Genomic DNA, 17,493 nt, shown 5'->3' on the forward strand with positions numbered 1-17,493 from the left:
CCCGGGCCGCTCGCGCGGACGGCCGGGCCTGATGCCGCGCCGGGGCCGGCCGGAGGATCGCCGTCATCGCGGCGGCGGAGCACGGACGGCCCGCCGGCCACCTCGTCCGACGGCAGGGCGGGTCAGCCCGCCGCCGCCCGCTTCAGGGTGCGGGCCTTGCGGGCGATCCGGCGCACCGTCGCGTTGCGCGGGATGAACGCGAGCTGTGCGGGTACGGCTCCGGGCAGCCCCAGCGCGGTCAGCCGACGCCGTTTGAAGTAGCGCCGGAGGTTGTCGCGGTGCCCGGTGAGATACCGCTCGGCCTCAGGGCGCAGTGCGACCTGGATCTGCGGTTGCATGGCGTAGCCGACCGCCCTGACCAGGCCGGTCGGCTCGCCCCGGACCTCTTCGGCGGAGGGCAGCGACCAGCCGGTGACCGCGGACGGGTCCTCCAGGTCGGGCAGGAGCGCGTCGACGATCGTCAGCGGGATGCGGTTGCTGTTCTGGTACGGGGCGAGCCGTTCCAGCAGGGAGCCGGTGCCGACGCGGGCGACCGGGAGCCCGTAGAACGAGGCGGCGGTCAGCAGCGCGGTGGAGAAGCAGCCGACGACCAGGGCGGGGCGCATGGTTTCGAAGAGCGTCTCGGCGAGGACGGGGCTGTCGAGAACGGTGAGATCCGCGCCGAGCCGTTCCGCCTCCTGCTCCAGCGACCGCGCCCAGTGGGCCGGCGCGCTGGGGTGCGGCTTGAAGACGACCCGGGTGTGGCCGAGGGCGACGGCGCCGCGCAGCATCCGCGCGTGCAGGTCCTCCTCCTGCTGGTGCGTGAGAATGCCCAGCGTGGAGAGGTACTGACCGAGCAGCAGGGCCGGGGCGGGGCCGCCGTCGGGGCCGGGGACGTCCGCCGATCCGGCGAGCTCGTCCAGCACCTTCAGGAAGACATCGGTCGGTACGATCTCCGGCTCGACGCCGAACTCGGTGAGCAGCAGCGGCCGCAGGCCCGGCACCAGGTCCAGGTGGAGCAGCCGGCGGATGCGGGTGCTGACCAGCTGGTCGAGCTTGCTGCGGGTCGGCCCGTAGCTCATCAGCCCGTCGGCGTAGATGTGCACCGGGCTGTCGCCGAAGATCACCGCGAGGGCCTGGGAGGGGTTGGCCTGGATGGACTCGCAGGCGATCTCGACCGGTTCGTCGCCGAGGTTCCATGCCCGGCGTACAGCCCGCTCCCACAGCGAGGCGTCCTGTTCCCGGGGCGACCAGCCCGCCGGGTGGAACGGCCGGATGAAGTCGTTCCAGGAATGCACCGTGTCGAATTCGGACTCCAGTTTCTCGAATCCGGGCCTGCGATGGAGCGGTGTGCCCAGTTCGGGAGAGGGCGAGGTGTCGCTCACGACGAGGATGCGCCGGTGCTCCGAGCGCGGACCGAACTGGCCCGCGCGCAATGCCGCGACGAGTGTGGCGGCGGCGTACTGCGTGCACGCGGAGAAGATCTGGGTGGTGGACCGGCCGACCGGCGCGGTGTACATGCCGGACATCAGGCCGCGACCTCCCGGGAAACGGAACGGCGGCGTACTCGGCGCAGCTGGTCCGCACGGCGGTCGCCCAGCGAATTCAGCGTATCGGCGAGAATGTCCTGGGGCATGCGCCGCAGAGAAGCCGCACTCATGGAGCGCAATTTCCGTGCCACTGCTGGTTCGAACCTTTCGATGGATTCCAAGTGGTGCGCCATGACCGCGCAATAGGTGCGCACCGCCTTCGGCAGCAGCCGGTCCGCCTCCGGATCCCGCGCCGTCTCTTCGAGGATCTGGTCGAAGGCCCGGATGAAGTCGAGCTGGCGCACGTCGCCGATCTGGGTGAGCGACGACGCCACCCCGCGCCGGTAGAAGACCCCCGGCAGGCCGACCACCGCGAACGATTCGGCCTCGCGGTGCAGGCGCCAGATCCAGGGCCGGTCCTCGGCCGTGCGCAGCCCGTCCCGGAATCGGAGCAGCCCCGACTCCACGAGCCCGCGGTGATACGCACCGGCCCAGGCGTAGGCATAGTCCACGGGCGTCGACCGGTCGGACGGCAGGATTACGTCGCGCGGCCGCATGACGGTGTTGCGCAGACCGTGCGGGACCCGATGGACGGTGCGCGTCCGGTCCGTGAACTGCACATGGTCCGTACGGACGAAGTCGCACCCCAGATCCGTGATGGCGGCCAGCAGCCGCTCGTAGTGGCCGGGAACGACCCAGTCGTCGCCGTCGAGAAAGGTGAGGTACTCGCCGCGCGCCGCATCGATTCCCGTGTTGCGTGCGGTGGCCAGGCCCCCGTTCTTCTCGTGTCCGACCAGGACGGCACCGGGGATCTCGCGCTCGGCGCGCTGGAGGATCTCCAGAGTCCCGTCGGTCGAACAGTCGTCGACGAAGATGAATTCGAAATCATTTCGGGCATTGGCCCGCAGACTTCGCAAGGTATCGGGGGCATATGCCTGCACGTTGTAGAACGGCACGATGACGGAGAGCTTAACCACGCGTCACACGCTAGGCGGAGGCCCGTCATTTGCCTTGGCCCCGGAAGAGACTGCAGGTGAACGAAGAATGTCGAAATGGTGAACCGGTCGAACCCTTGCCCCGTGTGGGGCTTTTGTGTAGGCGATTCGCCAATCGTCGGTGGGCTGTTAACCAGCTGTTGCCGTCACGTTGGGCCGCGCATCGAAATGCCTTCCTAAGTTCTGGGACGTGCCCCCACGTACCGATAAGACGACCGCCCTCCGGGTAGCCGTACTCGCAGACTCCGACACCCGGTGGAAATGGGGCGCGCTCACCGCGCGCCGACTCACCACCGGTGCGTCCGGAACGTCGGCGCAGCACGTCGAGATCACCGGACTCCTGCTGCGCGGCCGGGCCACCCCGACCCCGCGCCAGCTCGCCGAGGTCGGTGACGTCGGGATCGGCGCCGACGGGGTGCACGAGGTGACGGCGGTCGAATTCCTGCACACGGTGCGGGACGAGGGATACGACGTCGTCGTCCTCGCGCTCGTCGGGGGAGCCGTCCAGGCGATGCTGCACGGCCTCGCCGCGCTGCGCCTGCCGGCCAGGCCCGTCGTCGTCACCGGCTATGTCGGCGTCGTCTACGAGAAGCTCGCCGACGGACTGCTGCTGCGGCACGGTGCGGACGTCGTCCTTGCCAACTCCCGCCACGACGCGGAGCGTTTCCGCGCCGTGTACGAGGGGGTGGGCGCCGACGCCTCGGCCGTCACGGAGGCCGCTCTGCCGTTCCTCGGCGGCGAGCCGCACCGCCCGCAGGAGGGCCGCGACACCGTCGTCTTCGCCGCCCAGCCCTCCGTACCGGCCTCCCGCGCCGACCGTACGTACCTGCTGCGCAGGCTCGTCGAGCACGCCCGGCTGCACCCGGACCGCGAGGTGCTGCTGAAGCTGCGCTCCAAGCCCGGCGAGCACACCACGCACATCGAGGAGCTCCCGTACCAGCGCCTCGCGGAGCGGCTGCCCGGCGGGCTGCCGCCCAACTTCCGCCTGGTGTACGGGCACATGGGCGAGGTCCTGGACCGCACCGACCTGCTGGTCACGGTCTCCTCGACCGCCGCGCTGGAGTCCCTGCACCGGCAGATCCCGACCGCGGTCCTCACCGACCTCGGCGTCCGCGAGACCCTCGGCAACCACCACTTCACCGGCTCCGGCCTGCTCACCTCCTGGGACCACCTGGACGGCGGCTTCCGCCCGGAGCCCGACCCCGCGTGGCTGGCCGGTCAGGGTGTCGCCGCCGACGGCACCTACGCCACGGCTTACGACCACGCCCGCGCCCGTGTCGACGCCCTGCTCGACGCCGCGCGCCTGCCCGACCTCGCCCCGTACTACACGCCCGCCACCGCTGCCGGCTACCTGCCCGGCATCCTCGCCCGCCACCACCTCGCCCCCGACGGCCACCCGCTTCCGGGTGCCGGCCGGCCGCGCGAGACCGGCGGGGTGCGGGGCGCGATGCGCGACGCGGTCCGGGAGGCCGCGCGGGGCGCGTACCGGCAGGGCGTCCAGCGGGTCGCCCCGGTGATCCGACGGATGGGTGAGCTGTGAACACCACTTCAGGAGCAGAGATGACCCCGACCGTGCTCGCCGTGATCCCCGCCCGAGGCGGATCCAAGGGCGTCCCCGCCAAGAACCTCGCCCAGGTCGGCGGCGTGCCGCTGGTCGCCCGCGCCGTACGCGCCTGTTTGGCCTCCCGCGAGGTCACGGACGTCGTCGTGACCACCGACGACGCGGCCATCGCCGACGCCGCCCGCGCCGCGGGCGACACGCTGGGTGCCCCGGAGCGGGTGCACATCGTCCAGCGCCCCGCGGCCATCGCGGGGGACAGGGCGAGCAGCGAGGACGCGGTGCTGCACGCCCTGGACGCGTACGAGGCGCTGCACGACCGGACGGCCGACGTGGTGCTGCTCGTCCAGTGCACCAGCCCGTTCGTCGTACGGGAGGACATCGACGGCGTCGCCGCGGCGGTCGCCCGCGACGGTGCCGACACGGCGGTCACGGTCGCCCCCTTCCACGGCTTCCTGTGGCGCGACGGCAGCGCGCTGGAAGAGGACAACTACGGCGTCAACCACGACAAGTCCGTCCGGCAGATGCGCCAGGACCGGCCCGAGGACCTGCTGGAGACCGGCACCGCGTACGCCATGAACGCGGCCGGCTTCCGTACCCACCGCCACCGCTTCTTCGGCCACACCGCCCTGGTGCGCACCGACGCCGCCCGGGTCCTGGAGGTCGACGACCCGCACGACCTGGCCCGCGCCCGCGCCCTCGCCCCGCTCCTGGACCCCTCTCCGCTGCCGACCCTTGACGACGTCGACGCGGTCGTCATCGACTTCGACGGCACGCAGACCGACGACCGGGTCCTCATCGACGCCGACGGACGCGAGATCGTCGCCGTCCACCGCGGCGACGGCCTGGGAATCGCGGCCCTGCGCAAGGCCGGAATGCCGCTGCTGATCCTCTCCACGGAACAGAACCCGGTCGTCGCGGCCCGTGCCCACAAGCTCCGCATCCCCGTCCTGCACGGCGTCGACCGCAAGGACCTGGCGCTCAAGCAGTGGTGCGATGAACAGTCCATCGCTCCCGAACGCGTCCTCTACGTGGGCAACGACGTCAACGACCTGCCCTGCTTCGCGCTCGCCGGCTGGCCGGTCGCGGTCGCGAGCGCCCACGACTCGGTACGGGCGGCGGCGCGCGCCGTCACGACGACCCCCGGCGGCTTCGGCGCCATCCGCGAGATCGCGGCCTGGCTGCTCGGCCCCACCCTCACGACCACGACTCCCACCCGCTCACCCGAGTGACCCGGGACCCCCCAAGCCCCGGGCAACCCTCAAGTCCCCCAAGCACCAATCGAATCCCCAAGTCCCCCAAGTCCCGCACATCCCGCACGTCCCCCGAGTAAGGAACAGCACTCATGAGCACCTCCCGTCTGCGCACCCTCGGCACCCGCACCGCCGGCCCCGGCCACCCCGTCTACGTCACCGGCGAGATCGGCATCAACCACAACGGTGACCTCGACAACGCCCTCGCGCTGATCGACGTGGCGGCCGAAGCCGGCTGCGACGCCGTCAAGTTCCAGAAGCGCACCCCGGAGATCTGCACCCCGCGCGACCAGTGGGACATCGAGCGCGACACCCCCTGGGGCCGGATGACGTACATCGACTACCGTCACCGCGTCGAGTTCGGCGAGGCCGAGTACCGGGCGATCTCCGAGCACTGCGCCGAGCGCGGCATCGACTGGTTCGCCTCCCCGTGGGACACCGAGGCCGTCGCCTTCCTGGAGAAGTTCGACGTCCCCGCGCACAAGGTGGCCTCGGCCTCCCTCACCGACGACGAACTCCTGCGCGCCCTGCGCGCCACCGGCCGCACGGTCATCCTCTCCACCGGCATGTCGACCCCGCGCCAGATCCGCCACGCGGTCGAGGTGCTGGGATCGGACAACATCCTTCTCTGCCACGCCACTTCGACGTACCCGGCCAAGGCCGAGGAGCTGAACCTGCGGGTCATCAACACCCTCCAGCAGGAGTACCCCAACGTCCCGATCGGCTACAGCGGCCATGAGACCGGCCTCCAGACGACCCTCGCCGCCGTCGCCCTCGGCGCCGCGTTCGTCGAGCGCCACATCACCCTCGACCGCGCCATGTGGGGCTCCGACCAGGCCGCCTCCGTCGAGCCGCAGGGCCTCACCCGCCTCGTCCGCGACATCCGCACCATCGAGGCCTCGCTCGGCGACGGCATCAAGAAGGTGTACGAGTCCGAGCTCGGCCCGATGAAGAAGCTCCGCCGGGTCGCGGGCGTCGTCGCCGAGAACGCCGAGAACGCCGAGAACGCCGAGAACGCCGAGAACGCCGAGGCGGCCCCGGTCGCCGAGCCGGTCGCGGTCTGACGGGCCGACCGGTGAACCTCGCCTTCGTCGAGAGCCCGGTCCAGCTCCTGAACGTCCTGGAGTGGGCCTACACAGAGGGAGGCGACGACCACGTCTTCACCGACATAACGGTCGTCGTCCTCCCCCCGGTCGACCCGATGTCGCGCGGTCAGCTGCGCCGGATGGCGGAGCTGGCCCGCGACGAGGGCGTCAACGTCCGCTGGCAGGAAGCGCGTGGCGGCGCGGGCGCGCCCCTGAAGACCCTGCGCTCACTGACCGGACTTCTGCGCAGGGCGGAGCGCGTCGTCATCGGCGACCCGTTCTCCCGCTACGTCCAACTGCTGCTCACCCTGGTCCGCGCCCGCCGCCTCACCGTGGTCGACGACGGTACGGCCACCATGGAGTTCGTCGCCCAGCTGGCGCGCGGCGAACGGCTGGTGCGCTGGCACCGCAAGGGCAGCTCGGGCCCGCGCGAACTGGTCCTGGCCCCGGTCACGGCCCGCGCCCGCAGCCGCTTCACCCCGTCCGCGACCCGTACGGTCGAGGTCTTCACGGCCATGCCGGTCGAGGCTCCGCCCGGCGTCACCATCACGCCCAACACCTTCGCCTGGACCCGGGCCCGGTTCGGCCCGCCGCTGCTGACCAAGGGCGCGGACCTGGTCGGCACCTCGCTCGTCGAGACGGGCGTGGTCGAGACGGCCCAGTACCTGGAGGCCGTCGCGGGCCTGGCGCGCACCCACCACGCCACCCGCTACTTCGCCCACCGCCGCGAATCCGCCGACAAGCTCCACGCCCTGGAAGCCGCCACCGGCCTGGAGATCGTCCGCCCCGACCTGCCCCTGGAACTCATCGCCCGCCGCGGCCCCATCGGCCGCACGGTCCTGAGCTTCCCCTCCACGGTCGTCCACACCCTGCCCCTGGCCCTGGCGGGCACGGACGTCAAGGTCGCGGTCTGCGACATCGCCCCGGAATGGCTCCGCGACACGGCATCCCCCCGTGCCCAGAGCTTCCTGGCCGGCGTCACGGAAACGGCCCGTGACGTGCAACGGCTTGCGCCCTGGCGGGCGACGGCGGTGACGGAGGCGTAGGGGGCGAAAGTCCGGCGGGTGTGGCGCGGAGCCGTCAGACGGGCATGACCTGCACGTCGTAGGAGGGGATCCACTTGTCGCGGGTCAGGGTGGTCATCCCCCTCGGTCTGAGCCTGTGCGATCAGTATCCGGTCGAACGGATCGCGGTGATGTGCGGACAGTCTGGCCGTACGCAAGCGTGAGCGTGCTGGCCGGGATCGAACTGATGGCCATGAGCCTGGACCTGCTGCCGGCCGGAGCCCTGTGCATCGGGGCGGCGCTGGTTCCGGTGCGCCGGGGGCTGCCCGGCTGACGGAGCCCCTCCGGGGCGTCGTGCGGGTGGTGGGCGGCCGATGAGCAAAATGGGCGAGTTTACCCACCTCGCTGCCGCCTCACACGCTACGACCCAGTCATTTATTCGTCTATGTGGCTGAACTTTTCTTGTTTCATGGTCAGTTGACGAGGGAAGGGCCTTACCCTTCACCAGGTGAACCCGTTGATGTCCCGCGATTCCGATGCCCAGCTGCCCGGGGACGAGGTGCTGTCCGGCACCCTGCCCGAGGCCTTGCGTGCCGAGCTGATCGCCTTCCGGCGTGACTTGCACATGCACCCCGAGCTGGGCAACCAGGAGTTCCGTACCACCGCGGCCATCAAGGCCAGGCTGGAGAAGGCGGGGCTGGCGCCTCGGGTGCTGGACACGGGGACCGGACTCGTCTGTGACGTGGGCGGGAGCGAAGGCGACCCGCGGCCCGTGCTCGCCCTGCGCGCGGACATCGACGCCCTGCCCATCCCGGACACCAAGGCCGGCGTCCCGTACCGCTCCACGGTCCCCGACCGCGCGCATGCCTGCGGGCACGACATCCACACCACCGCGGTCCTCGGCGCCGGTCTCGTGCTCGCCGAGCTCGACCGGCAGGGGCTGCTGCCGCGGCCGGTGCGGCTGATCTTCCAGCCAGCCGAGGAGGTGCTGCCCGGCGGGGCGCCCGACACGATCGCGTCCGGGGCGCTGGAGGGGGTCGGGCGGATCATCGGGGTGCACTGCGACCCGAAGGTGGACGTGGGGCGGATCGGGCTGCGGGCCGGGGCGATCACCTCGGCCTGCGACCGGCTGGAGGTCAGCCTCGACGGCCCCGGCGGGCACACCGCCCGGCCGCATCTGACCACCGACCTCGTCACCGCCGCTGCCAAGGTCGCCACCGAGGTGCCCGCGCTGCTGGCCCGCCGGGTCGACGCACGGGCCGGGCTCGCCGTCACCTGGGGCCGGCTGGAGGCCGGGCACGCCTGCAACGTGATCCCGCAGCACGCCGAGCTCTCCGGCACCGTGCGCTGCCTGGACCTGGCGGCCTGGCGGGAGGCGCCGGACCTGGTGCACGCGGCGATCGACGAGGTGGCCGGGATGTACGGCGCCAAGACGGTGATCAACTACGTTCGCGGCGTCCCGCCCGTCGTGAACGACGCCATCATGATCGATCTGCTCGCGAGGGCGATGACCGCACGCCGCGGTTCGCATGCGATCGAGGACACTGAGCAGAGCCTCGGCGGCGAGGACTTCTCCTGGTACCTGGAACACGTCCCGGGAGCCATGGCCCGGCTCGGGGTCCGTACGCCCGGCGACACTGCCCGGCTCGACCTGCATCGTGGTGATTTCGACGCCGACGAGGAGGCGATCAGTGTTGGGGTGGAGCTCTTCACCGCTTCCGCTCTGCTTGACACGGTGGGCTGAGGGCGGACTGGCCCGGCCCTGGTCGGCAGAGCCAGGTCGACGAGCCTATTCGTGGACCGTCCCGTACCGGCGATCTAATAGTAAATAGACACGCGCACCTGGCCATTGGGCCATGTTCCGGAGGATCTGGTTAGGAACCTCAAATTCTGGCGGCACCTGACGGATTCCCGGCCCTTCCTTCCCTGTCTTCCGCTGCCTGTTCGGTGGTGGAATTAAATTCCCGTTCACGTGCGACATGGATTGTGATGAATTGCACGGCGGGCGTTGACGGTGTGTAAACGATGGATGGATGCCCACGGCCCCGGCGTAGTTCCTCTGTGTCCGGTTTGATGGTGGTTGGTTAGATGCCGTAGGCGGTGAAGGCGTCGTCGTGGTGGTGGAGGTCGCGGCGGGCGTGGGCGATGTTGGTGCGTCCGTCGAGGCAGAAGGCGTTGATGGCCAGGTTGCGGAAGCTGGCCAGGGCTCGGGGTGCGGGTTGGCTGATGTGGCTGGAGTAGTTGTCCCAGACGATGGTGACCGGGCCGTCCAGGCGGCGGTGCAGCAGCGCGAGGAACCGCGGGAAGTCCTTCTTCGTGTAGCCGCCCGACGGCTTGATCGCACAGATCATCCGGGGCTCCTCGCCCTCCCTGAAGCAGATCCACGCCACCATGCTGATCTTGTCGTTGCGCTTCCCGGACAGCCGCAGCACCGGGGCTGCCCGACCTTGCCCCAGGTGCGGCGGACCGGCCCGTTCAGCCAGGCTCCGGCCTCGTCCTCGAAACAGACCCACCCGCCGACGGCGGTGACCTGCGCGGATGGGAAGCCGCCGGCCACGTTGCTTCCGACGGTCCGGGACCCGCGACAGCCTGCTGACCAGTGAAGACTCCATCGTGGTGGGTTCGACTGCCAGCTCCCTCTCCCACAGTGCCAGGTCGTTCAGCTAGTCAAGGGCGGGGCGGATCGGGGAAGATGCAGACACGAGCGCTACTCCTGTGACGATCTTTTGGCCTAGAGACCTGAAAGATCATCAGAAGTCGCGCTCGTACTGCAACCGGCACTCTCATCACCCGGGCAAAGCCGACCGAACCGCATCAAAGATCAACTACGCCGGGGCCGTGGATGGAGGCCGGGTGTGATTTCGAAGGGCAAAATCATCGACGAGCCTATTCGCGGAATATCCCAGGAGTGGCGATATCCGAGAAAGGGCTGTCTATCACAGGCGCGTCCGCATCAGGCCCACCTTGTAGATGCCCACGCTCGAGTTGTCGGAGCATTGAGCGCTGGAAGTCTTGCCGTTGCCCACCCGGGTCCCGTCGACGTGCCACTGGGTACCGCGCGGGTCGATACAGGTGAGCCGCACCTGCACACCCTCGAGTGGGTAGGGGAGCATGCCGGTGCACTTGGCGTAGCCCTTGTAGGGAGCGGTGTTCGACTTCCAGGTATCGCAGTCGACGGAGGCTGTGCCGACCTCTGCGGCGGTCGCGGCTGGAGCGGCGACGAGGATCGAACCGACTGCTACGACAAACCCTGCGGCCAGGCTGAACATCTTCTTCATTGGTCTCTCTCAGTTGCGTGGTACGCGGTCGGATGTCTGTGCGGGCACCCACGTCCCCCGATTGGTCGGGACGAGGGGTGTCCGGAGTCAGAAGTCGAAGGAGACGCCGGTTTTGAGGATGCCGACGTTCGGGTTGTCCGAGCACTTGACGGTCGAGGTCTTGGTGTTTCGCACCCACGGGCCGTACGCGATCCACGTGCTTCCGCGAGGATCGACGCAGGTGACCTTCACTCGGAATTTGTCGGTCGAGGCTATTTCGCTGCAGTAGGCAGAGCCGGTATAAGGAGCACTGTTGGACGTCCAGGTCTTGCAGTTTCCTACGCTGGCCGATGCCGTTGGAGCCGTTGCGCCTGCGGTGGCCAGCATTGCTGCTGTGATTGAGAGAATGGAAAGTGTCCGCTTCATGGTTCCCCTCGGTCTGGAAAAGTTGCGTCACGATTGGGTGGAATTCAATCGATCGATTCCGGGTGAATTTGACGAAGATGTTCCCTGCTGGGCAGGGAGATCGGCGTCCTGATTGGGTGAACATGTTTATTTGACAAAACTTTAAGATTTGGGGCAATCGTTTTTCGGGGTTTGGCTTAATTGTGGAGGGCGAAAGAGAGAGTGGCGGTTATTAGGGGTAGGTATGGCATATTTTGTGCCTAGGTGGCGTGGCGTGATTCGTCCGAATGGTTGGCAACGGCGTGTGGCCCGCCGCTCGGGCCGCGGCTATGGGTTCCGTAGATCGCGGCGTCGGGTGCGCAGGCCCGCCCCTCCCGCGGACGCGCGCGGGCTCGACCTGAACCGGGGCGAATCGACGCGGACGAGGGGGTGATCGCCGTTGGGAGTGGGGCTCTTCACCGCTTCCGCCCTGCTCCACGGCAGCCATCCGTAGCCAGAGAGGTCACCCCAGGTTCGCGACGATCCGATAACGGCTTCCGTACGGGGCTTTATCTGACATCTACGCGCGTTACGATCTCGGCGAAACCAGCGCCGGAAGAGGCGCTTCGGTCAGGTTTGAAGGAGCCTTCCCTTGCGCCGGGTATCCAAGATCACCGCTGCGTGTGCTGTCACTGCAGCTCTCGCGCTCACCGCCACCGCATGTGGCGAGTCGTCCACCGAGAGCTCCGGCTCTAACAAGGGCAAGATGAAGATCGGCATGGCCTACGACGTGGGCGGCCGTGGCGACAACTCGTTCAACGACTCCGCCGCGCGTGGTCTGGACAAGGCCAAGGCCGAGTTCGGCGCCGAGACGAAGGAGCTCACCGCCAAGAACGGTGAGGCCCCTGCCGACCGTGCGCAGCGCCTCGAGTCGCTCGCCGAGGGCGGCTACAACCCGGTCATCGGGGTCGGCTTCGCGTACAAGGATGCGATCGACAAGATCGCCCCCAAGTACCCGGAGGTCAGCTTTGGCCTGGTCGACTCGGTCTCCGACGTGAAGAACGTCGACAGCATCGTCTTCGCCGAGGAGCAGGGCTCCTACCTCGCCGGTGTCGCCGCCGCGCTGAAGTCGAAGGACGGCCAGGTCGGTTTCATCGGCGGTGTGGACCTTCCGCTGATCAAGAAGTTCGCCGCCGGCTTCCAGCAGGGCGTCCTGGACACCAACCCGAAGGCCAAGGTGCAGATCCAGTACCTGTCCACCGGTTCGGACCTGTCCGGCTTCGGCAGCCCCGACAAGGGCAAGGAAGCTGCCAAGGGCATGCTCGACAAGGGCGCGGACGTCATCTTCTCCGCCGCGGGCGGCTCGGGTGCCGGTTCGATCGAGGCCGTCGCGGGCAAGAAGGGCGCCTGGTCCATCGGCGTCGACTCCGACCAGGCCCTCGACCCGGCGCTGGCGAAGTACAAGGACACGATCATGACCTCCGTCGTCAAGAACGTCGACGGCGGTGTCTACGACCTGGTCAAGTCCGTCAAGGACGGCAAGCCGCTGACCGGCACGCAGGCGTACTCGCTGGCCGAGGGCGGCGTCGGCCTGACCACCACGGGTGACCACCTCAAGGACATCCAGCCCCAGCTCGACGAGGCGAAGAAGAAGATCGTCGACGGCACCATCAAGGTCAAGACCACGACCTGATCCGGCCCGTCGATCGGGGCCCGGGCGAACCGCTTCGGCTGTTCGCGCGGGCCCCGATTCACGTACGGCTTCCCCGCTCTCACCGTAGCCGTACGCACACGGTGCGCCACCTGTTATGAGGTGGCCAACGATTCGGTGGCGCTACGCGCGTAGCGACCGCCGGGCGCGGTACCTTTTTTCGCTCCCACCGCCTCCGTCCCCATCGCCTCCGCCCTCCGCTCCTGTCAAGGAGAGTGCGCCATCAACGCGTCCAGCAGTCCTCATGCCGTGGAGCTCCGCGGCATCACCAAGCGGTTCCCCGGGGTCGTGGCCAACCACGACATCGACATCACCGTGCGCCGCGGCACCGTCCACGCTCTCGTCGGCGAGAACGGCGCCGGCAAGTCCACTCTGATGAAGATCCTGTACGGCATGCAGAAGCCGGACGAGGGCACCATCGCGGTGGACGGCGAGCAGGTCTCGTTCCACAACCCGGGTGACGCCATCGCGCGCGGCATCGGCATGGTGCACCAGCACTTCATGCTCGCCGATTACCTCACCGTCCTGGAGAACGTCGTCCTCGGCTCCGAGAAGCTGTACGGGATCGGCGACCGGGCCCGCGCCAAGATCAAGGAGATCTCCGACGCCTACGGTCTCGGTGTCCGCCCGGACGCCATGGTCGAGGACCTCGGGGTCGCCGACCGGCAGCGCGTGGAGATCCTCAAGGTCCTCTACCGCGGCGCCCGCACCCTGATCCTCGACGAGCCCACCGCCGTCCTCGTACCGCAGGAGGTCGACGCGCTCTTCGACAACCTGCGCGAGCTCAAGGCCGAGGGCCTGACCGTCATCTTCATCTCGCACAAGCTGGGCGAGGTCCTGTCGGTCGCCGACGAGATCACCGTCATCCGGCGCGGTACGACGGTGGGCACCGCCGACCCGAAGCGCACCACGACCAAGCAGCTCGCCGAGCTGATGGTCGGCAGTGAACTCCCGTCGCCGGAGACCCGCGAGTCGACCGTCACCGACATCCCGATGCTGACCGTCGAGGGGCTGCGGCTGACCGCCACCGACCCGGACGGCGTGGTGCGTTCGGTGCTCGACGGCATCGACTTCACCATCCACAAGGGCGAGGTCCTCGGCATCGCGGGCGTCGAGGGCAACGGCCAGTCCGAACTGGTCGACGCCATCATGGGCATGCGCCACCTCGACGCAGGCGTACTCACTCTGGACGGCGCCGACATCTCCCGGACGCCGACCCGCAAGCGCCGCGAGAACGGCATGGGCGTCATCCCCGAGGACCGCCACCGGCACGGACTGCTGCTGGAGGCCCCGCTCTGGGAGAACCGCATCCTCGGCCACGTCACCGAACGCCCCAACAGCAAGGGCGCGTTCCTCGACCTCAAGGCCGCCCGCGCCGACACCGAGCGGATCGTGCGCGAGTACGACGTCCGTACCCCCGGCATCGAGGTCACCGCCGCCTCCCTCTCCGGCGGCAACCAGCAGAAGCTGATCGTCGGCCGCGAGATGAGCCACGAGCCGAAGCTCCTGATTGCCGCGCACCCCACCCGGGGCGTGGACGTCGGCGCCCAGGCGCAGATCTGGGACCAGATCCGCGAGGCACGCCGCGAAGGACTGGCGGTGCTGCTGATCTCCGCCGACCTGGACGAGCTGATCGGGCTCTCCGACACCCTGCGCGTCATGTACCGCGGCCGGCTGGTCGCGGACGCCGACCCGGCGACCATCACCCCCGAAGAGCTCGGCTCGGCGATGACGGGCGCGGCCACCGGCCACCTCGAAGCACCGGACGAGACAGCAGCACCGGACGACTCGGCTGCCGAAAGCGGAAGCGAAAGCACCGACACCGACCCCCGGAACGGGGGAGAGGAACGATGAAGAAGATCGACAAGGAGCGGCTGCTCCTGGGGATCGCGGCCCCCGTACTCGCGATCGTGGTCGCCTTCCTGGTGACCGCACTCGTGCTGGCCGCCACCGGCAAGGAGCCGTTCAGCGCCTTCGGCATCATGTTCGACTACGGGATGAAGTCGGACAGCCAGGTCTACATCCTGAACAAGGCGACGACGTACTACCTCGCGGGTCTCGCGGTGGCCGTCGGCTTCCGGATGAACCTCTTCAACATCGGCGTCGACGGCCAGTACCGCCTCGCCGCCTTCTTCGCCGCCGCGGTCGGCGGTGCGCTGACCCTGCCCGGCGCCCTGCAGATCCCGCTGATCATCCTCACCGCGATGATCGTCGGCGCGATGTGGGCCGGTATCGCCGGTGTCCTCAAGGTCACCCGGGGTGTCAGCGAGGTCGTCTCGACGATCATGCTGAACGCCATCGCGACGGCCATCATCGGTTATCTGCTCCAGGAGGGCCGCCTCGGCCACCTCGACGAGGCCGGCACGAAGATCTCCACCAAGCCGCTCCCGGAGTCCTCGCACTTCTTCGAGTTCCCGACCACCCCGGCACCCGTCTGGGGCTTCATCGTCGTCGCGGTCGTCGCGGGCATCGCCTACTGGTTCGCGCTCTCGCGCACCCGGTTCGGCTTCGACCTGCGCACCGTCGGCCAGTCCGGCTCCGCGGCCGAGGCCAGCGGTGTCGACGTCAAGAAGATGGTCGTCACCTCGATGCTGATCTCCGGTGCCGTGGCCGGTCTGGTCGGTATGCCGACCCTCCTCAACGACAGCTTCGAGTACAGCGGCGACTTCCCGGTCGGCGTCGGCTTCACCGGCATCGCCATCGCCCTGCTCGGCCGCAACCACCCCATCGGCATCGCGCTCGGCGCACTGCTCTGGGGCTTCCTCGAGCGCGGCACCGGCAAGCTCGAATTCGAGGGGTACGACAAGGAGATCGTCGGTGTGATCCAGGGCGTCATCGTCCTGTGCGTCGTCATCGCCTACGAAGTCGTCCGCCGCTACGGACTCAAGCGCCAGCAGAGCAAGGTCGGCGCGGAACTCGCCGCACAGGCCGCCCGTAACTCCGACCAGCAGGAGGTGTCGGCGTGACCGCCACGGCGACTTCCACCCCGCCCCCCGCGGCCCCCAAGGTCTCCGGCGGCAAGGGCGGCCGCACCCGCCTCTCCTTCCCCGTCGTACTGCTGATCATCGCGGGCGTGCTGCTCGCGCTGTCCGCCGTACGCGTGATCACCGGCGCCGAGGACATCACATCGGCGGGACAGATCAGTGCGACGCTCGCGATGGCCGTGCCGATCGGGCTCGCCGGTCTCGGCGGTCTCTGGGCCGAGCGGGCCGGTGTGGTCAACATCGGGCTCGAAGGCATGATGATCCTGGGCACCTTCTTCGGCGCCTGGGCCGGCTGGCAGACCGACCCGTGGCTCGGCGTCCTCGCCGGGGTCGTCGGCGGCATGCTCGGCGGACTGCTGCACGCCGTCGCGACCGTCACCTTCGGCGTCGACCACATCATCTCCGGTATCGCCATCAACATCCTGGCGCTCGGCTTCACCACCTACTTCGCCAAGCTCTGGTTCAACTCGGGCGAGGCGGCGGCCGCGGGCGGCAGCCCGAAGCAGTCCCCGCCGGCCGACGACATCACCTCGGTGACGATCCCGGGGCTCTCGGACTGGCTGCACTCCATCGAGCAGCACCACTGGTTCTTCGTCTCCGACCTGGCCGGTGTCATCGGCGGCCTGGTCACCCATGTGTCGCTGCTGACGATCCTGGCCATCGCCCTCTTCGTCCTCACGTTCCTCGTGCTGTGGAAGACCTCGTTCGGGCTGCGGCTGCGCTCCTGCGGCGAGAACCCGGTCGCCGCCGAGTCGCTCGGCGTGAACGTCTACTACTACAAGTACATCGCGGTGATCGTCTCCGGCGGCATGGCCGGCCTCGGCGGCGCCTTCCTCTCGCTCGTCACCTCCCACATCTACAACGAGGGCCAGACCGGCGGCCGCGGATACATCGGTCTCGCCGCGATGATCTTCGGTAACTGGCGGCCCGGCGGACTCGCCATGGGCGCCGGCCTGTTCGGCTTCGCCGACGCGCTCCAGCTGCGCAACGGCGGTGAGTCCGTCCACGCGCTGCTCCTGCTGCTCGTGGTCGCGCTGGCCGGGCTCGCGGCCTGGAAGCTCTACCGCAAGAGCTTCGTCCAGGGCGTGGTCAGCGGGGTCATCGCCGCCGCGGTGCTGGTCTGGTACCTCGCCACGGACACGGTGCCCACCGAGTTCGTGAGCGCCACCCCGTACATCGTCACGCTGCTCGTCCTCTCGCTCTCCGCACAGCGGCTGCGGATGCCGAAGGCGGACGGCATGCGCTACCGGAAGGGCCAGGGCAAGTGACGGCCGCCCCGGAGGTCGACTGGGAGGCGCTGCGGAGCGCCGCACGGTCCGCCATGACGCGGGCGTACGTCCCCTACTCGCACTACCCGGTCGGCGCGGCGGCCCGCGTCGACGACGGGCGTACGGTGTCCGGCTGCAACGTCGAGAACGCCTCGTACGGCCTCGGGCTGTGCGCCGAGTGCGGCCTGGTCTCCCAGCTCCACGCCACCGGCGGCGGCCGGCTGACCCACTTCACCTGCGTGGACGGGGCCGGCGAGATCCTGGTGCCGTGCGGCAGATGCAGGCAGTTGCTGTACGAGTTCGGCGGGCCGGAGCTGGTCCTTCAGACGCCGGACGGGCTGCGCACGCTCGACGAGATGCTGCCGCAGGCGTTCGGACCGGACCACCTGAAGCCGTAGCATCCGAAGCCGGACCATCCGAAGCAGGCGGCATCCGCCGCAGAACCACCGTGGCCCTCCCGCCCGCCGGGAGGGCCACCCCCCGCTC

General features: G+C 69.2%; 17 protein-coding genes. 12 read left to right on the forward strand and 5 right to left on the reverse strand.

The window, feature by feature from the left end; all coding sequences use genetic code 11:
• Positions 1-122: 122 nt before the first annotated feature.
• Both OG936_RS21850 and OG936_RS21855 read right to left on the reverse strand, forming a co-directional pair.
• Positions 123-1,508, reverse strand: a complete 1,386-nt coding sequence (locus OG936_RS21850) for a polysialyltransferase family glycosyltransferase (RefSeq protein ID WP_406496804.1) — start codon at positions 1,506-1,508, stop codon at positions 123-125.
• A complete protein-coding gene (locus OG936_RS21855; protein ID WP_406496805.1) occupies positions 1,508-2,485 on the reverse strand; it encodes a glycosyltransferase family 2 protein in 978 nt (325 codons plus the stop codon). The genes OG936_RS21850 and OG936_RS21855 overlap by 1 nt, the downstream gene beginning before the upstream one ends.
• A gap of 208 nt (positions 2,486-2,693) precedes the next feature.
• Here OG936_RS21855 and OG936_RS21860 point away from each other — a divergent pair, with 208 nt between their 5' ends.
• The 6 genes from OG936_RS21860 to OG936_RS21885 all read left to right on the forward strand — a co-directional run bounded on the left by OG936_RS21860 (position 2,694) and on the right by OG936_RS21885 (position 9,147).
• Positions 2,694-4,043, forward strand: coding sequence for a DUF6716 putative glycosyltransferase (locus tag OG936_RS21860; RefSeq protein ID WP_406496807.1), 1,350 nt, complete (start codon positions 2,694-2,696; stop codon positions 4,041-4,043).
• A gap of 20 nt (positions 4,044-4,063) precedes the next feature.
• Positions 4,064-5,293 (forward strand): cytidylyltransferase domain-containing protein, encoded by a 1,230-nt coding sequence (locus OG936_RS21865; RefSeq protein WP_406496808.1) that lies wholly within the window; start codon positions 4,064-4,066, stop codon positions 5,291-5,293.
• A gap of 113 nt (positions 5,294-5,406) precedes the next feature.
• Entirely contained in the window at positions 5,407-6,378 is a 972-nt protein-coding gene (locus OG936_RS21870) for an N-acetylneuraminate synthase family protein (protein WP_406496809.1), read from the forward strand.
• Positions 6,379-6,389: 11 nt separating this feature from the next.
• Complete coding sequence (locus OG936_RS21875) at positions 6,390-7,445, forward strand: hypothetical protein (protein WP_266748105.1); 1,056 nt, start codon at positions 6,390-6,392, stop codon at positions 7,443-7,445.
• A gap of 151 nt (positions 7,446-7,596) precedes the next feature.
• Complete coding sequence (locus OG936_RS21880; protein ID WP_406383437.1) at positions 7,597-7,737, forward strand: hypothetical protein; 141 nt, start codon at positions 7,597-7,599, stop codon at positions 7,735-7,737.
• A 186-nt stretch (positions 7,738-7,923) separates the two neighbouring features.
• Positions 7,924-9,147, forward strand: coding sequence for an amidohydrolase (locus tag OG936_RS21885; protein ID WP_406386697.1), 1,224 nt, complete (start codon positions 7,924-7,926; stop codon positions 9,145-9,147).
• 340 nt (positions 9,148-9,487) lie between these two features.
• Here the strand turns inward: OG936_RS21885 and OG936_RS21890 are convergent, their stop codons facing one another.
• The 3 genes from OG936_RS21890 to OG936_RS21900 all read right to left on the reverse strand — a co-directional run bounded on the left by OG936_RS21890 (position 9,488) and on the right by OG936_RS21900 (position 10,912).
• Entirely contained in the window at positions 9,488-9,835 is a 348-nt protein-coding gene (locus OG936_RS21890; RefSeq protein WP_406496810.1) for a hypothetical protein, read from the reverse strand.
• Between the two features lie 504 nt (positions 9,836-10,339).
• Entirely contained in the window at positions 10,340-10,681 is a 342-nt protein-coding gene (locus tag OG936_RS21895; protein ID WP_406496812.1) for a hypothetical protein, read from the reverse strand.
• A gap of 87 nt (positions 10,682-10,768) precedes the next feature.
• Complete coding sequence (locus OG936_RS21900; RefSeq protein WP_406496814.1) at positions 10,769-10,912, reverse strand: hypothetical protein; 144 nt, start codon at positions 10,910-10,912, stop codon at positions 10,769-10,771.
• A gap of 61 nt (positions 10,913-10,973) precedes the next feature.
• Between OG936_RS21900 and OG936_RS21905 the strand changes: the two genes are divergently transcribed.
• The 6 genes from OG936_RS21905 (at position 10,974) to OG936_RS21930 (ending at position 17,405) form a co-directional block, all read left to right on the forward strand.
• The gene (locus OG936_RS21905) at positions 10,974-11,198 is read left to right on the forward strand and encodes a hypothetical protein (protein ID WP_406496816.1); all 225 of its coding nucleotides are present in this window, start codon (positions 10,974-10,976) and stop codon (positions 11,196-11,198) included.
• A 498-nt stretch (positions 11,199-11,696) separates the two neighbouring features.
• Positions 11,697-12,737, forward strand: coding sequence for a BMP family protein (locus OG936_RS21910; protein WP_406496817.1), 1,041 nt, complete (start codon positions 11,697-11,699; stop codon positions 12,735-12,737).
• 267 nt (positions 12,738-13,004) lie between these two features.
• Positions 13,005-14,609 (forward strand): ABC transporter ATP-binding protein, encoded by a 1,605-nt coding sequence (locus OG936_RS21915; protein ID WP_406383439.1) that lies wholly within the window; start codon positions 13,005-13,007, stop codon positions 14,607-14,609.
• Positions 14,606-15,721 (forward strand): ABC transporter permease, encoded by a 1,116-nt coding sequence (locus OG936_RS21920; RefSeq protein ID WP_406383440.1) that lies wholly within the window; start codon positions 14,606-14,608, stop codon positions 15,719-15,721. Before OG936_RS21915 ends, OG936_RS21920 begins: the two co-directional genes overlap by 4 nt.
• Positions 15,718-17,007, forward strand: a complete 1,290-nt coding sequence (locus tag OG936_RS21925; RefSeq protein WP_406383441.1) for an ABC transporter permease — start codon at positions 15,718-15,720, stop codon at positions 17,005-17,007. The genes OG936_RS21920 and OG936_RS21925 overlap by 4 nt, the downstream gene beginning before the upstream one ends.
• Positions 17,004-17,405: a cytidine deaminase gene (locus OG936_RS21930; RefSeq protein WP_406383442.1), complete on the forward strand. Its 402-nt coding sequence runs from the start codon at positions 17,004-17,006 to the stop codon at positions 17,403-17,405. The genes OG936_RS21925 and OG936_RS21930 overlap by 4 nt, the downstream gene beginning before the upstream one ends.
• The last annotated feature ends 88 nt before the right edge of the window (positions 17,406-17,493 follow it).

This window comes from Streptomyces sp. NBC_00846, from assembly GCF_045207325.1.
In the GTDB taxonomy this organism is placed as follows: Bacteria; Actinomycetota; Actinomycetes; order Streptomycetales; family Streptomycetaceae; genus Streptomyces.

Bases quoted from the DNA above. Each gene is read 5' to 3' on its own strand.
- OG936_RS21850 (WP_406496804.1), bottom strand. From the start codon at position 1,508: ATGTCCGGCATGTACACCGCGCCGGTCGGCCGGTCCACCACCCAGATC.
- OG936_RS21865 (WP_406496808.1), top strand. From the start codon at position 4,064: ATGACCCCGACCGTGCTCGCCGTGATCCCCGCCCGAGGCGGATCCAAG.
- OG936_RS21870 (WP_406496809.1), top strand. From the start codon at position 5,407: ATGAGCACCTCCCGTCTGCGCACCCTCGGCACCCGCACCGCCGGCCCC.
- OG936_RS21885 (WP_406386697.1), top strand. From the start codon at position 7,924: ATGTCCCGCGATTCCGATGCCCAGCTGCCCGGGGACGAGGTGCTGTCC.
- OG936_RS21895 (WP_406496812.1), bottom strand. From the start codon at position 10,681: ATGAAGAAGATGTTCAGCCTGGCCGCAGGGTTTGTCGTAGCAGTCGGT.
- OG936_RS21920 (WP_406383440.1), top strand. From the start codon at position 14,606: ATGAAGAAGATCGACAAGGAGCGGCTGCTCCTGGGGATCGCGGCCCCC.